16 protein-coding genes are annotated in these 14223 nt (G+C 64.2%); 6 read left to right on the top strand and 10 right to left on the bottom strand.

The window, feature by feature from the left end; genetic code table 11:
• Positions 1 to 13 precede the first annotated feature (13 nt).
• Positions 14 to 457, bottom strand: coding sequence for a MarR family winged helix-turn-helix transcriptional regulator (locus GOACH_RS10535; RefSeq protein WP_040518346.1), 444 nt, complete (start codon positions 455 to 457; stop codon positions 14 to 16).
• Between the two features lie 160 nt (positions 458 to 617).
• Positions 618 to 2180 (bottom strand): NCS2 family permease, encoded by a 1563-nt coding sequence (locus tag GOACH_RS10530; RefSeq protein WP_040518344.1) that lies wholly within the window; start codon positions 2178 to 2180, stop codon positions 618 to 620.
• Between the two features lie 24 nt (positions 2181 to 2204).
• Between GOACH_RS10530 and GOACH_RS10525 the strand changes: the two genes are divergently transcribed.
• From GOACH_RS10525 to GOACH_RS24495, 3 genes are all read left to right on the top strand, one after another.
• Positions 2205 to 2453, top strand: a complete 249-nt coding sequence (locus GOACH_RS10525) for a DUF2530 domain-containing protein (RefSeq protein ID WP_040518396.1) — start codon at positions 2205 to 2207, stop codon at positions 2451 to 2453.
• A gap of 90 nt (positions 2454 to 2543) precedes the next feature.
• Positions 2544 to 3497, top strand: a complete 954-nt coding sequence (locus GOACH_RS10520) for an esterase/lipase family protein (RefSeq protein ID WP_040518342.1) — start codon at positions 2544 to 2546, stop codon at positions 3495 to 3497.
• 865 nt (positions 3498 to 4362) lie between these two features.
• Positions 4363 to 4488 (top strand): hypothetical protein, encoded by a 126-nt coding sequence (locus GOACH_RS24495; protein WP_281168896.1) that lies wholly within the window; start codon positions 4363 to 4365, stop codon positions 4486 to 4488.
• A gap of 19 nt (positions 4489 to 4507) precedes the next feature.
• Here the strand turns inward: GOACH_RS24495 and GOACH_RS10515 are convergent, their stop codons facing one another.
• The 3 genes from GOACH_RS10515 to GOACH_RS10505 are packed head-to-tail and all read right to left on the bottom strand — an operon-like array spanning position 4508 to position 7722.
• Positions 4508 to 5089 (bottom strand): nuclear transport factor 2 family protein, encoded by a 582-nt coding sequence (locus GOACH_RS10515; RefSeq protein WP_005174325.1) that lies wholly within the window; start codon positions 5087 to 5089, stop codon positions 4508 to 4510.
• Positions 5089 to 6285, bottom strand: a complete 1197-nt coding sequence (locus tag GOACH_RS10510) for a flavin reductase family protein (protein ID WP_005174324.1) — start codon at positions 6283 to 6285, stop codon at positions 5089 to 5091. The genes GOACH_RS10515 and GOACH_RS10510 overlap by 1 nt, the downstream gene beginning before the upstream one ends.
• A 9-nt stretch (positions 6286 to 6294) precedes the next feature.
• On the bottom strand, positions 6295 to 7722 hold the full coding sequence (locus GOACH_RS10505; RefSeq protein ID WP_005174320.1) for an MFS transporter: 1428 nt from the start codon (positions 7720 to 7722) through the stop codon (positions 6295 to 6297).
• A 145-nt stretch (positions 7723 to 7867) separates the two neighbouring features.
• On the opposite strand from GOACH_RS10505, the gene GOACH_RS10500 reads away from it, so the two are divergent.
• Genes GOACH_RS10500 through GOACH_RS10490 form a run of 3 tightly spaced genes read left to right on the top strand, consistent with a single transcriptional unit; the run spans position 7868 to position 10137 of the window.
• Positions 7868 to 9163, top strand: coding sequence for an amidase (locus GOACH_RS10500; RefSeq protein WP_005174319.1), 1296 nt, complete (start codon positions 7868 to 7870; stop codon positions 9161 to 9163).
• 16 nt (positions 9164 to 9179) lie between these two features.
• The gene (locus GOACH_RS10495) at positions 9180 to 9473 is read left to right on the top strand and encodes a hypothetical protein (RefSeq protein ID WP_005174318.1); all 294 of its coding nucleotides are present in this window, start codon (positions 9180 to 9182) and stop codon (positions 9471 to 9473) included.
• Between the two features lie 10 nt (positions 9474 to 9483).
• Positions 9484 to 10137 (top strand): response regulator transcription factor, encoded by a 654-nt coding sequence (locus GOACH_RS10490; protein WP_005174316.1) that lies wholly within the window; start codon positions 9484 to 9486, stop codon positions 10135 to 10137.
• A 152-nt stretch (positions 10138 to 10289) separates the two neighbouring features.
• Here GOACH_RS10490 and GOACH_RS10485 read toward each other — a convergent pair whose 3' ends face one another.
• The 5 genes from GOACH_RS10485 to GOACH_RS10465 are packed head-to-tail and all read right to left on the bottom strand — an operon-like array spanning position 10290 to position 14210.
• Positions 10290 to 11240 (bottom strand): PDR/VanB family oxidoreductase, encoded by a 951-nt coding sequence (locus tag GOACH_RS10485; protein WP_005174315.1) that lies wholly within the window; start codon positions 11238 to 11240, stop codon positions 10290 to 10292.
• Between the two features lie 30 nt (positions 11241 to 11270).
• On the bottom strand, positions 11271 to 12026 hold the full coding sequence (locus tag GOACH_RS10480; protein ID WP_005174313.1) for an SDR family NAD(P)-dependent oxidoreductase: 756 nt from the start codon (positions 12024 to 12026) through the stop codon (positions 11271 to 11273).
• A gap of 10 nt (positions 12027 to 12036) precedes the next feature.
• A complete protein-coding gene (locus GOACH_RS10475; RefSeq protein ID WP_005174311.1) occupies positions 12037 to 12546 on the bottom strand; it encodes an aromatic-ring-hydroxylating dioxygenase subunit beta in 510 nt (169 codons plus the stop codon).
• Complete coding sequence (locus GOACH_RS10470; RefSeq protein WP_005174307.1) at positions 12539 to 13828, bottom strand: aromatic ring-hydroxylating oxygenase subunit alpha; 1290 nt, start codon at positions 13826 to 13828, stop codon at positions 12539 to 12541. The genes GOACH_RS10475 and GOACH_RS10470 overlap by 8 nt, the downstream gene beginning before the upstream one ends.
• A gap of 25 nt (positions 13829 to 13853) precedes the next feature.
• Positions 13854 to 14210 carry a hypothetical protein gene (locus GOACH_RS10465; RefSeq protein WP_005174304.1) on the bottom strand — a complete coding sequence of 119 codons (357 nt, stop codon included), beginning with the start codon at positions 14208 to 14210 and terminating at the stop codon, positions 13854 to 13856.
• Positions 14211 to 14223 lie beyond the last annotated feature (13 nt).

The raw sequence follows: 14223 nt of genomic DNA, 5'->3' as shown, positions 1-14223 counted from the left end.
CCGGAGCGGTCGATTACTTCGACTCGTCGGTTTCGCTGATCAGCTTGGCCAGCACGGGGATGGCCTGGCGCAACGTGGCACGCTCCTCCTCGGTCAGCGCGTCGATCTGGTCGGACAGCCAGGCCCGCCGGGCTGCATGCTCCACGACGATCACCTCTTCACCGGACGGTGCGAGCGTGACGATCGCCTGCCGCCCGTCCGTCGGATGCGGCGCCCGCTCGATCATGCCGAGATCCGAGAGCGAGGCCAGCACGCGGGTCATCGACGGCGGCTTCACACGTTCGGCCGCAGCGAGGGCGCCCGGCGTCATGGCGCCCTCGATGTGCAGGGTCGACAGCGCTGACAACTGGGTCAGTGAAACAAGCTGATTCTGACGACGCAGGCGTAGTCGACGGGCCAGGCGCACGATCGCCAGCGCCAGAGCTCCCGACAACCCGTCGTCATTCGGTGTACTCACGACGACAACAGTAGTTCGCCCGAGCCGGTTTGCTGCAGTTGACGGACGTTTTCGTGCCCGAACAGACGACATTCACAGCCCCACCGAGTGTTACTCGGCGGTAAGGCATTTCCTTACCATCCGGTCAGTTCAGACGGGAGGAACGTCGGCGAGCGCACCGTCAACCGATGAGGTTCGAAATCGGTTCCCGCGCGAAGTAGAGGGCGAAGACGATGGCGATAGCCCACATCAGCGGGTGCACCTTGCGCGCCTTGCCCGACGCCGCGGCCATGACCACCCAACTGATGAATCCGACGCCGATGCCGTTGGCGATCGAGTAGGTGAACGGCATGGTGACGATCGTGAGGAACACCGGAAGTGCGTACTCGAACTTGGTGAAGTCGATCCGCGTGACCTGACCCATCATCAGCGCACCGACGATGACCAGTGCGGGCGCGACGGCCTCGGACGGGATCACCTCGTAGAGCGGCGTCAGGAACATCGCGACGATGAACAGCCCGCCGGTCACGATGTTGGCCAGTCCCGTCCGTGCACCTTCGGCGATGCCAGACGCCGATTCGACGAAGACCGTGTTCGACGACGACGACGCCACACCACCGGCGATCGCGCCGGTTCCCTCGACGACGAGCGCCTTGCCGACGCCGGGCAGGTTGCCCTTGTCGTCGGCCAGACCGGCCTCACGGCCGAGTCCCGTCATCGTGCCCATGGCGTCGAAGAAGTTCGACAGGACGAGCGCGAACACCAGGACACACGCGGCGAGCACGCCGATACGGGTGAAGGCGCCGAACAGGTCGACATTGCCGACCAGACTCAGGTCGGGCAGCCCTCCGGCGGAGTCGGGGATCTTGGGCACCGACAGCGACCAGCCGCCCTGCTTCTGCGCGCCGGATCCCAGATGCAGCGTCGACTCGAGAATGATCGAGATGATCGTGGTGATGATGATGCCCAGGAGCAGACCGCCCGGCACCTTCATCACCATCAGGACGCCCATCAACAGGACGCCGATCACGAAGATCAGTGTGGGCACCGTGGTGATCGAGTTCCCGAAGCCCAGTTGTACGGGCGTGGTGGTGTTCGCGGCGTCGGGGATGCGGCGCACGAACCCGGCGTCGACGAAGCCGATGAATGCCACGAAGCAGCCGATGCCCGCCGCGATCGCCGCTTTCAGTTCTGCGGGGACGGCGTTGAACACCGCGGTCCGGAATCCGGTGATCGCCAGGATGACGATGATGATGCCGTCGACGACCACGAGCCCCATGGCCTCCGGCCAGGTGACCTCCGGGACGATGGTCACCGCCAGCAGGCTGTTGATCCCCAAACCCGTGGCGATCGCGAACGGATAGTTGGCGACGAGGCCGAAGATGATCGTCATGACACCCGCGACCAGCGCGGTGACCGCGGCGACCTGCGCAATGGGCAGCACGTTGCCGAGGACGTCGGCGTTCTTGGACTCGCCCGGGATGCCGCCGATGATGATGGGGTTCAGCACCACGATGTAGGCCATGGTGAAGAAGGTGACGAGACCGCCGCGGACCTCGCGGCTCAGCGTCGAGCCACGTTCACTGATCTTGAAGAAGCGGTCGACAGCACCCAACCGCCCCGTCGACCTGACGCTCGTGGGGGTCGAATGGGCGCTCGTCTGCGTCGACTGGGCGTCGGCAGGTGTCGACTGGGCGTCGGCATCCGATGTCTGTGGCGGCTCACTCGAGGGATCGCTTGGCACATGGGGGAAGTTACCCTGTCCTGCGTGGCCGATGAACCCGAGATCCCCCAATTGCCGCGCGCACTCCGCGCTCCCGAGCCGGTGATCGTCGTCGGCATGGTCGCGTGGCTCGTGGCGACGATTGTCGTGTGGGCGGCCGGCTGGGGCGGCGGCCGCACTCTGGCGGTCTGCCTTGTGGGCCTGGCGGTCGGGGTGCTGGGCACGGGCGTGTTCCTCATCCAGCGCGCCTCAGCTCGACGCGGCGATAGGACCGCGCAGCGCGGTTTGGATTGACACACCCGGTCGACGCCCCTTCCGCGTCGGCCGCACAGTTTTCTACGCATTCCACCCGCAATCACCAAGCACTTGCTAGGTTCGGTGTTCATGCGAAGTCGGGGATTCTCACTGCTGGCCACGGTTGTCACGGCACTCGCGTTGGCCGCAGGAACGATGACGGCGGGCTCCGCATCGGCACGTCCACTGCCCGTCACATTCAATTTCTTCTCGGGGATACCCGCTGAACTCGCACACCACGGTGGGTCGTTGCCCGGCTCCAACGACTTCTCCTGTCGCCCCACACCCGAGCACCCCTACCCGGTCGTGCTGGCGCACGGGACCGGCGGATCGCAGCAAACCAATTGGGGCACATATGTTCCGCTGTTGAAGAACGAGGGCTACTGCGTCTTCGCGCTCACCTACGGCGCACTCGACGACCTGCCATGGCCGGGTCCCGCAGTAGGCGGCATGGGCCTGATCGAAGACAGCGCAGCGCAGTTCGGGCGATTCGTCGACAAGGTGCTCGCCTCGACAGGGGCGTCGAAGGTCGACGTCGTCGGACACTCGCAGGGCACCGTGGTGCCCGCCTACTATGCGAAGGTCCTCGGCGGGCGCGGCAAGATCGACAAGCAGGTGTCCATCGCACCCGCCTGGCGCGGATCGAAAGTCGCCGGCGCAGACCAACTCCTGCCGACGGTGCGTCGCCTCGGAATCTCCGCAGCGCAGACCCCGATATGCCAGGGATGCGCCGAATTGGACCCCGAATCCGAGGTCATGCGCACCATCGCAACGGGCGGGTACTACTACCCCGAAATCAGCTACACCAACATCGCGACCCGCTACGACGAAGCCGTCGTCCCGTACACACTCGGCCTCCCGCCGGGCGGGTCCAACGTGCACAACATCGTCGTACAGGACGGTTGCCCGGCAGATCTCACCGAGCATGCCGGTATCGCGGGCTCGCGACGTGCGGCATCCTTCGTTCTCAACGCACTCGATCCCACACATCCACGGCCGGTTCCCTGCGACCGCGCTGCCCCGTTGAGCGGGAGCGCGTACTGATGCGCACCCCACGGGTTAGCTAGCAGCAGCCACTGCTGTTCCCTTCCGCCCACAGGTGAGGCATGGCCCATTTCGCCAGCAGCCTGACCAGCACGCTGCATATTGCGTACCGTTTTCAACGGGCTTGTTGTCCGCATCTATGTGAGGCGGATTTCAAACAGACCCATGACCTACAACCTCTACTCGCACGCAAACTCCTGCAAATGCGGGCGCCCTGCCCCCTTGGCACGCTTCTATTCGCGTGTGGAAAGGTCTAGAATGAGCCCTACGATCTACGATGGTCACGGCGACAATCGCAAATCTATTGCGGCACAATCGGTCGCGATCAAGAACCCGACGTATACGCTCACGTTCGCTAGTACAAGAGCACGGTCACCTGGCAAGTGCGATTAAGCCAGCTCTTCGCACTCAGCACCGCCAGCGCCCAGTAAACGGAGCAAGTGGCTACGCCGATAGTCTCGCGGTATAAATCGGGTGCTACTCATCTGTGCGCCAGCCGACGCGGACCGCCCAATTGTAGGTGATCACGCCGAAGACGAGAGCGCAGTGACGACGCCCGCCAACATGTTCGGGACATCACGCCGAGGTCGGACGATGCCGACCGTAACGGCGTCCTTGCCGGCCAGGAGCCGCGCAGATTAGCCGCATGAGTGCCGACTTTGTCCCCTCGGTGGGGCTGAAGATGAACTCCGCACCACCGGGTCGACGACGGCACCGCATGGCCGTCCTCGGTGACCGCGCCGGCAACTCCTTCCCGAGGCGGGTGACCTCGGTGCGATCGAGGCTACCAAAGCCCATGGCGCACAGATGCTGACGAACAACGAGGTGCTCGACTTCGCTGATCGATCTCGGCAAGGGCACCGGCATGCTGTTACTGACCGTGCTGTCCGGGCGCGGGTTCAAGTTCGCGCCGGTCTACGGTGGGTTCGCCGCCGACGTGATCGCCAGGAGGCCTAACCCGCACTACACCACCACGCTTCTCGTTCGCTAAACACCACCGCTGACGTTGCTTAGTCCTTGAGCAGCACCGACTCCGACGGATAGTCGGAGGCGAAGTTGGTGGGCAGGTCCGCAATGAAGACGTTCTCGGTGCGTGTGCGGGTGATGAGCCAGCGCCCGTTCTCTCTGCGGAAGGCGTTGTTCAGGCGACTTGACCGCAGCAGACTGCGGCCGTCGGAGAACAGCCACGGCTGCATGTGGATCCACTGCCCGGTGGCCTCGTCGCCGGTGACGTGGATCTGTTCTGAGGTGAGGTAATGGGCGTTCAACAGCAGTGCGGGGTCCTGCTTCTCACCCCAGAAGCCCTGGAAGTGCTGGCGGATGGCGTCTTTTCCCTCGGCGCGACCGAACTGTCCGGTGTAGTACTCCCCCACACCCTCCCAGACAGCGTCGTCGGTGTATAGATCGAGGATGAGGTCTATGCGGTGGGCGTCGTCGGTGACACCGTACTCGGGACACGGTGTGTCGCAAAGGAACATGTAGCGCGCCTGGATGCGGCGGATGTCGGCTTCGGCCTCGAGGACGTCGATGCGTGTCGACAGGGCAGCGATGGCGTCGACGGTCGTGGCCGCGGCGGTGATCGATGAACTCATCAGACGTTCTCCTTGGTAGGTGTGGTGTTTTCGAGTGCGGATACGACGAGTCGTGCCTGTCGAATCCATTCGTGGACTAAGGAACCGGTCGCGCGCTGGGGTAGTTGCGCCAGCCGCAAGGTCATGGTGTATCCGCCGTTCGGGTCGCGGATCGGTAGTACCAGAGAACCGATGTCATAGACCTCGTCGTCGTCGAGATCGCGGACGCGGTAGTCGACGGCACAGTTGGCGATGGATTCGCGGATGCTGCGTTCGTCGGCAGGGGTAAGTCGGCCGCTTTCGTACCGGCGGGTCGCGTCACGCATGTCACCGTAGGCGGCGTCGCCTTCGGGCGGCAGGAACGACATTGCGAACCCGTGACAGCGCATGAAGGTCAGCCGTTCCCGGTGGATCTGCTTGACGGTGTCGTCGGCGTTGCGTAACTTGCCGATCCAGCTCTCCTGGATGTCGGTGGATTGATCGAAGACGTAGCTGTCGCCGATCGGCGGAACCATCGGCACACGCCGGGCCAGACCGTGCTCGCGGTCGATGTCCTCGCCGGTTGCCGAAAGTGCCATGGCCATCTCGTCGCAACTGACCGCGGTCAGCACCGACACTTCACAGCCGATCCTCGTCGCCAACGCCTCGACCTGCGGGCGCGCGCCGTGCGCGGCGTGGATGGCCGGCAGGATCTCGTGATCCATCCGCGCCATCAACGACGTACACACGAAGCTGCCGTAGCCGCCCTGGAAGAAGATCAACGGCGACACCGGGTTGGTCACCGCCAGGTCGACGACTTCACACAGTACGATCCAGTGATCGCCGGCGTCGACGGTGCTCCACAGCCGGGTGTCGACCCAGGCCACCGAATCGGCGAGAATCGGGTCGCCGGAGGGTGATTCACGCCAGTCGAGTCCGTCGAGTTTGTTCTCCCACCGCCGGGCGATGGTCATCACGACGTCTTCCTGCTCGCCGCCGACGATGTTGATACACAACGACTCACACTGTTGCATCGCCTCAAAGGTGCGGGACGTCTTCATCGGCATGAACGACACCAGCGCCGGTTCCAGGGAGACCGAGTTGAAGGTGCCCACCACCATGGCGAGAACGTCGCCGGCAGGGTCACGGCCGGTGACCACGACGACACCGGTGGGATAGTGGCCCAGTACTTCCCGGAACAGTTGGGCGTCTATCGGGGTGGGGGTTGGGGTGGTCATGGGTAACTCCTAGGACGCCTTGATGAATCGTTGTTGGAGGGTGCGGCCGAGTCGTTCGGGGCGCAGGAATGCAATACACATCGCGCCGCCGATGAGGAGGACCAGACCGGTGATGGTGAATGCCTGGTGGACGCCGATCGCCATCCGGTCGGCCATTTCCGGACTCGGCTTAACATCCTTGGGCGGTGGAACATAGCCGGCGTGAGACATCAACCAGCCCACCAGGATCGGTGAGATCACCGCGCCAAAGGAGGCGAGGCCACCGAGGGTGGCCATCATGATCGGCCGTTGCCGTGCCCCGACCGCATAGCCGATGGCGGCAGCGGTCATCGGATAGGCCAGGCTGCATCCGGCGGCCAGGCACAGTAGCGCGACGGCGACGGTGCCCGAGGTCGCCTGGATGGCGACGAAGCAAATGCCGGCGACGACGGCCACGCAGCCGAACGGCACCGCGATCGCCCGGTGCGCGGTGTATCCGCGCTTGAGCAGACGATGGCCGAGTGCGCCGAGCGCGAGCAGGACGAGCGCGCCGATCACCCACGGGATGGTCGTGACCGAACCGACCGACGTGCGCGACAGACCGGCTACCGTGCCGAGGTACTGCGGCAACCAGGTGGTGAGAAATCCCTGTACGAAGAAGTTGGAGGCGCCGCCGATGAGTGCGGCGAGGAAGGTCAGACTCAGCAGTGCGCGCCAAATGGCCACGGGCTGCTGCGCGTCGACGGCCGAGGTCTCGATCTCGTCGCCGTCGGTATCCAGTTCCACCCGGGCCGCCGTGCGGTCCACGGCCTCGTCGCGTTTCGGGCGGAAGGGACCGTCGGCGCCGAGGAGGAACCACGCCGCCGTCCAGACGAGCCCGATGATGCCGAGCACGCCGAATGCCCAGCGCCACCCCCACGCGGCAATCACCCACACCAGCACCGGCGCGGCGATGACCGGGCCGAGCGCCGAGCCGGCCGCGATTAGATTCGACGGCAGGGCACGACGGACCGGGGAGAACCACGTATGCGCCGACGTCAACGACATCGCGGTGGCCGGACCCTCCGCGCCACCGAGCAGGATGCGCGTGACCAACAGGATCGCTGCGCCGCCGCCGAGCAGCATCGGGAACTGCAGGACGGCCCAGGTAATGCCCATCGCGAAGAGAATCCATTTGACCGAGAACTTCGACGCGAGCACTCCGGTGATAACAGAGACGATGGCATAGAGGAAGAAGAATGCGCTCCCGATGAAGCCGAACTCGACGGTGGTCAAGCCGAGTTCGGGGATGGCGTCGGCGGAGACGAGGCCGAGCACCGCCTTGTCGGCGAAGGCCACGATCTGGAAAAGCACCAACAGTCCGGTGACCAGCCAGGCGCGGCGCGACATGCGACCGAGATGCATGCCGGACCGGGTGGGTGGACCGTCGATGAGTGGTTCGGTTGTGCTAGCGGACATCGATTCTTCTTCCGTCGGGGGCTGCGGATCGTCGGATGCCAGTGAAGCTATGTCCGAATCTGGTTACAGCGGTAGGAGGGATTTCTTTACTGTTGCCGACGCGGGCGAGCAGGCAGACTGATGGCAACGAAATGAAGGAGGAACGGTGAGCTCGGCCTACTGGAACCAGCCCCTCAGTGACCAGGCAACCGCGGTACGGGAAGGTGCCGTGTCAGCGGAAACGCTTGTCGTACAAACACGTGCGGAGATCCTGCGCGCGGAAACGAACCTCGCGGCGTGGGTGCAGCTCTCCGACCGCATCATCGACGATGCTCGCCTCGAGGACGAGACCGGTGGTCGACGGCCATTGCGCGGCATCTCGATCGGTATCAAAGATCTGATCGATGTGGCGGGACTGCCGACCCGCGCCGGATCGGCGCTCACCTCGTCGGAGCCGGTCGCCAAGGACGCCGATTGCGTCGCACGGTTCCGGGAACTCGGCGCCGTGGTGCAGGGCAAGACCGTCACAACGGAATTCGGCTACTTCTCCCCCGGCCCGACCCGTAATCCGACCGCCACCGACCACACCCCGGGCGGTTCCTCGAGCGGATCCGCCGCCGCTGTGGGCGCCGGTGTCATCCCGATCGCTCTCGGCACGCAGACCGCCGGATCCCTCACCCGTCCTGCCTCCTACTGCGGCGCCGCCGGCATGGTGCTGGCGCACGGCACGACCAGCCTGGCCGGTGTCACCGGTCTGAGCCAATCGCTGGACTCTCTCGGCATTCTGACGCGCACGGTCGACGATCTCGCCTACGTCTACGCCGCATTCACCGGCCGCCCACGCCGCGAGACCTCCGCGCAGCGTGTGGCGTCGGCGCTGGTATGGCGTGGCAGTGGACTCGACACCGTGGAACCAGCGATGCAGCGGTTGCTGGATCTGCTTCCCGACGTCCTCGTCCAGGCGGGCCTCCGGGCCGACGACCTCGACTGGGACGACCACGTGCAGACCCTCGCCGACGACCACGTGACCGTCATGTCGTACGAGGCCGCAGGCTCACTCGACGAGATCGAGAAGTCGTCGCGCGACGCGCTGAGTCCGCAGTTGTGTGCGCTCATCGACAGCGGACGCGAGGTACCCGCGGCTGCGGTCGCCGGCGCTCTTACCCGCCGGGACCGCTCCCGAGACCTCCTGCGCGACATGATGGCCGACGCCACGGTCATCGTCGGTCCGGCTGCCCTTGGACCGGCCCCGAAAGGGTTGGACGCCACCGGGTCTCCTGTTCTCAGTCGACCGTGGCAGCTGCTCGGACTGCCCGTCGTGGTGGTGCCCGGTGCACGGACCACCGATGGACTTCCGTTGGGCCTGCAGGTCATCGGCATGCGCGGCGACGAAGCGAATCTGTTCGAGGCTGCGGGACGGCTCGAGCCGCTGTTACGCGACCTGCCGGCAGTCCCGGCATAAGGAAAGGCACGAGGTCATGGTCATCAAGCCACGCCCGACAACCCATCACCGGATGTTCCTCACCTGCTACGAGGACACCTTCAACTACGGATGGCATCACGTCGATCTGTTCGTGCACGACGAACTCGGACGCGAGGTGAACTGGGTGCACTGGACCGTAGAAGCCGACGGACCCGAGGCCGCCGACGCCTCGGTCCGTAGCGAGGAGCCGTGGCTCGAACGCACCTCGACATGGGAGCACAAGGTCAGCGCGGTCGGCATGAACTACTGGACCGCCGATGCCGCCTGGAACGACGAGGCGGACGATTAGAATCGAGTCGATGATGGCAGAACCGACCAGCGAGAGCACCGCGCCACCGGCGACGGTGTATGTCGTCGATGACGATCCCGAGTTGTGCGAATCGGTCGACTGGTTGTTGGGCAGCATCGGCATCAAACCGCAGATCTGTCTTAGCGCCGACGCTTTCCTGGCCGCGTACGACGGCAGTCATCCGGCGTGCATCGTGCTCGATGTTCGGATGCCGCAGATGAGCGGGACGCGACTGCAAGAGCGGATCAACGAGTTCGCGCCGCATGTTGCAATCATTTTCGTTTCCGCACACGGCGATATCCGCATGTCGGTGTCCACGTTGCAGGCCGGCGCGCTCGACTTTCTCGAGAAACCCTATGAGCCGCAACGGTTTCTCGATGCCGTGCAGGCCGCGATAGAGAAGGCGTCCGAACGCTTCCGGGCACATGAACTGCGTCAGTCCATCCAGGAGAAGGTGTCGTTACTGACGCCGCGGGAGCGGGAGATCCTGGCGCTGGTCGTCGAAGGACTGCCCAGTCAGAACATCGCCCGCAAGCTCGGGATGAGCGTGAAAACCGTTGATGTGCATCGTGCCCGGATCAAGAGCAAGACCGACGCCGACAGCATCAGCACCCTCGTCCGGGACGTACTGCGGTTCGACGTCGAGGTGCCGACGGAGGGATAGCGCCCGCCATGCCAGCGAGCGAGCGTCACCACTGATCCCTGAGGAGCCCGCGAGCGCCAGCGAGCGAGCGTCACGAAGGGCCGTCACCAGGCCCTTCGTGGCTCGGCTGGCGCCTCGCACCTCAGGGACCGGGTTGCGTTGGGCGGCTCGACTCAGTAGTAGTCCAGGACCAGCTTGGGACCTTTGGTTCGGGAGACGCACACGGCCATCACTTCACCGGCGTCGCGTTCCGCCTTGGTGAGCACGTTATCGCGGTGTTCGGGTTCGCCGTTCAGGACTTGCATGATGCAGGTGCCGCAGATGCCCTCCTGGCAGGAGGTGTCGACGTCGCAGCCGTTGGCTTCGAGGACCTCGACGATGCTCTTGTCGGCCGGCACCTCGTAGGTTTCGCCGTCGAGCTCGACCTCGAAGGCCGTGTTGGTGTCGGAGCTCGGCTGGTCGGAGGCGTGGAACGCCTCGAAGTGCACCGCCTCTGCGGATACGAGTTGTTCTGCCAGCGCAATCACTTTGGACATGAAACCGTCTGGGCCGCAAACGTAGACGTGGGTGCCCGCGGTTGCACCGGCAAGCGCGGACTGCAGCAGCGCGTCCTGCTCGTCGCGGGACACTCCCAAGTGCGCGTGCAGCTTCTCCGGGCAGCGGTCCTGCAGCATCGGCAGGAAAGCGGCCTCCTCGGCGGTGCGCGCGAAGTAGTGCAACTCGAAGCTGATGCCGTGCACGTCCATATAACGGGCCATGGACAGCATCGGCGTGATGCCGATACCAGCCGCCACCAGTACGTGATGCGTTGCATCCTCTGCAATCTGGAGCAGATTGCGAGGTTCACTGATTTGCAGCGAGTCCCCCACCTGCAGATCGTGTAGCGCCACCGACCCGCCGCGAGAGTTGGCCTCGCGCTTGACCGCAACCGCGAACGACTCTCGACCGTCGGGCCGACTGCACAACGAGTACTGGCGGGTCAGCGCCGTGGGACCGACGATATCGATGTGCGCCCCAGGGGAATACGACCCCATTGACGTGCCATCCGGCTTCGACAGGAAGATGGTCTTGATTGTCGGCGTCTCCTGGACTATATCCGACACGATCACATCGATGAGGGCCACGAAGTACTCCTGATTGGACTGGAAGAGGTTTCAGCGCACGTAGAGTCCGCCGTTGACGTCCCAGCAGGCGCCGGTGACGAAGAACGCGTTCTCTGCGGTGAGCAGGCCGACCATGTCGGCAATGAACGAAGGACTGCCGAGGCGACCCACCGGTATCCCGGCGATCACCGCGTCGAGGCGTTCCGGCGGAACGGTGGCCTTGACCACCGGAAGATCGTGCGGTCCGGGGGCGATCGCATTCACGGTCACACCGCTGCTAGCGAGTTCACGGGCGAAGATCTTGGTAGTCGTGAGAATTGCACCCTTGGAGGCCGCATAATGCGCGCCGGTTGCGGTGCCACCGTTCTGGCCAGCCAGCGACGCCATATTGACGATTCGACCGTAGCCTTGTGCGGCCATCGCGGCACCGAACACCTGGCACCCGAAGAAGATGCTGTTGACGTTGGTGTTCAGGACTGCGTCGAATTCGTCCTCGCCCAACGTCATCAGGTCGGCTGCCTGGGTGCGGGCTGCATTGTTGACGACGATGGCCGGTGTGCCCCAGAGCTGTTGGCACTGCTCCAGTGCCGCTTCGAAGTTGTTCTTGTGGGACACATCAAGTTCCAGCGCACGCGCGGTGGAGCCGTCCGCGGACAATTCCTTGGCGAGCGTGGTGGCGTCCTCGAGAGCGATGTCGGCAAGGATCACTCGATGCCCGCCGTCGTGCAGCCTGCGGGCGATGTGGCTGCCCATGCCGCCCGCGGCGCCGGTGACGACGGCGATACCCGGTGTGGTTACAGTGGTCATCGTCATCTCCTCAGAGGAGGAATCCCGAGGCGCTGACCGCGTCCTCGCTGTCGATGAGTCGAGCCACCTTCAGCGCGATCTTGTCGCCGGCCCCGTTATCGTCACTGCCGGTGAACTCGATACGATGGGTCATCTCCGCGCCGATGGTCGAAAAGCTGTTGCGTTTGAACGCATTCAGAATCTGCGCCGACTTGATCACCACGGCATCGTCGGAGATCTCCTCGACGGTGAACCGCGACACGATCCGCACGGTACGGGCGGCGGCCACCGCCGACGGCGCGTAGCCCTGCATCATCCTCTGCACACGTAGCTGTCGCATCCGCTTATCGTCATAAACCATGTTCAGCGACGCGGCGAAATCATCAGTGTCGGGGTCGATGGGGATCACGTACAGACCGTCGTCGGTGAACATCTCCTCCCACGCCGGATAGTCCTTGGCGTCGAGGACGGCAGCCTCTTTCCAGATCAACTGGATGGCGCGCATCACCCGGGTGTCGGTGAAGGTCAGCAGCTCAGTCATCGGTCATCATCTTCTTCCACATGTGGTAGGACTCGCGCATGCCGGACTCGTCGGTGACATGCGATGTGGGCCAGCCTTCGTCGGAGATGTACTCGCGGTTCTCGCCGCGGTTCACCAGGATCGGCATGTTCGGATTGCCGCCGGCGCCGATCTGCACTCGGTCCCAGCCCTCGGCATCGTCGGGGCTGCCGAAACCGAAGGGGCCCTGGAAGTGTTCGTGGATACGCAGGCGTTCGCGGTTGATGTTCTCCGGTCCGCCGTCCATGCCGATCGCCATGTGCCACACCTCGGTGACATCGACGCTGATCGGGATGAGGATCCGGAAGAACGACGACGACATCGCGACATTCGGGAACATGTTGAGGTTGAAACCGCAGCCGTGCATCGACCGCATGTAGCGGCGGATCCGTTCGGGGGTCTCACCTGCCTCGACGAGTTCGTCGACGAGATGCTGAAAGCGCGGTTGAACTTCCTCATGGCCGTCATCGATGTCGAGGTCGGCGTGGTCGGCTGCCATGATGGCGACGCTGTGCCCGTTGCCGAGCACATGGGTGACGGCGTTCGGGTCGTCCATGAACGACATCATCGTTGCGGTTTCGGCATCCACGGATGCCATCCACGACTTGTGCACCATCGGGAAGTGATAACCGTCGGTGGTGTTCTCCAACTGGATCTTCCAGTTGCCGTGGAACCGGAACTTGTGGACGCCCAGCACTTTGGTCGGAAACCCGTTGGACTGCTTGAGGAATCGATCCATCCAAATCTTCGCGTCGCCCAGGAAGTCCTCGAGTGGTTCGGCCTCGGAGTTGAAGGTGGCGAAGATCATCCCCAGATAACTCTCGGTGCGTAGGGTTTGCAGCGGGTAGTCGTTCTTGTCGACGACACCCTCATAACCGTCCGGGTACGGGATGCCCCGCAGGCGTCCGTCGAGCGTGTAGGACCAGTTGTGATACGGGCAGGTGAAGCCGTTGGCCTTGCCGTTGCGCTGATCGCAGACAGTGGCACCGCGGTGGCGGCACCGGTTGAGCAGCGTGTTGAAGTTGCCTTTGCGGTCGCGGGTGATGATGACCGGTTGGTCGCCGACCTGGGTGGTCTTGAAGGAGCCGGCTTCGGGGATCTCGCTCTCGTGTGCCACCCACACCCAGGTGCGGTAGAAGATCTTGCGCATTTCTTCGGCGTAGATCTCTGGGTCGGTGTAGAGCTGCCCGGCGACGCGGTCCTTTTCGGCTAGGGCGGCGAAACCGCGGGTGGGCTGTTCGGTCGGCCGTTCGATGGTGGTCATCGGTTGTCCTGCTTTCTCGACAGAATCAGACGTCGTCGCGGATGGTGAGTTCGCGGCCCATTCGGGCCTCGATGGTGAAGTAGCGCCAGAGGGCATATTCGCCGACCATAATGGTGCGCAACAGATTGCACGCGTCCTGCACGGTGGGCTGGTCGCGGACGTCGGCGAGGACGTAGAAGGTCCAGGGCCAGCCGGTCGAGGGGCCGACCATGTGGGCGTCGTCGTCGAAGGTGCCGATGATCTCGACGCCGTCCATGTGCTTGAGAGTCGTCAGGAACTCCATCGTGGCTTCCCAGACCGGTTTGATCTCGGATTTGGGCAGGTCGAAGAAGTTTTGGTTGTTGCCGACGCAGAACAGGGTGCGGAGGGGTCCTGTGGACATGCTTGTGCTCCTC

Origin of the sequence: Gordonia aichiensis NBRC 108223, from assembly GCF_000332975.1 — a bacterium.
Lineage (GTDB): Bacteria > Actinomycetota > Actinomycetes > Mycobacteriales > Mycobacteriaceae > Gordonia > Gordonia aichiensis.
This window is presented reverse-complemented; position numbering and strand designations above follow the sequence as displayed.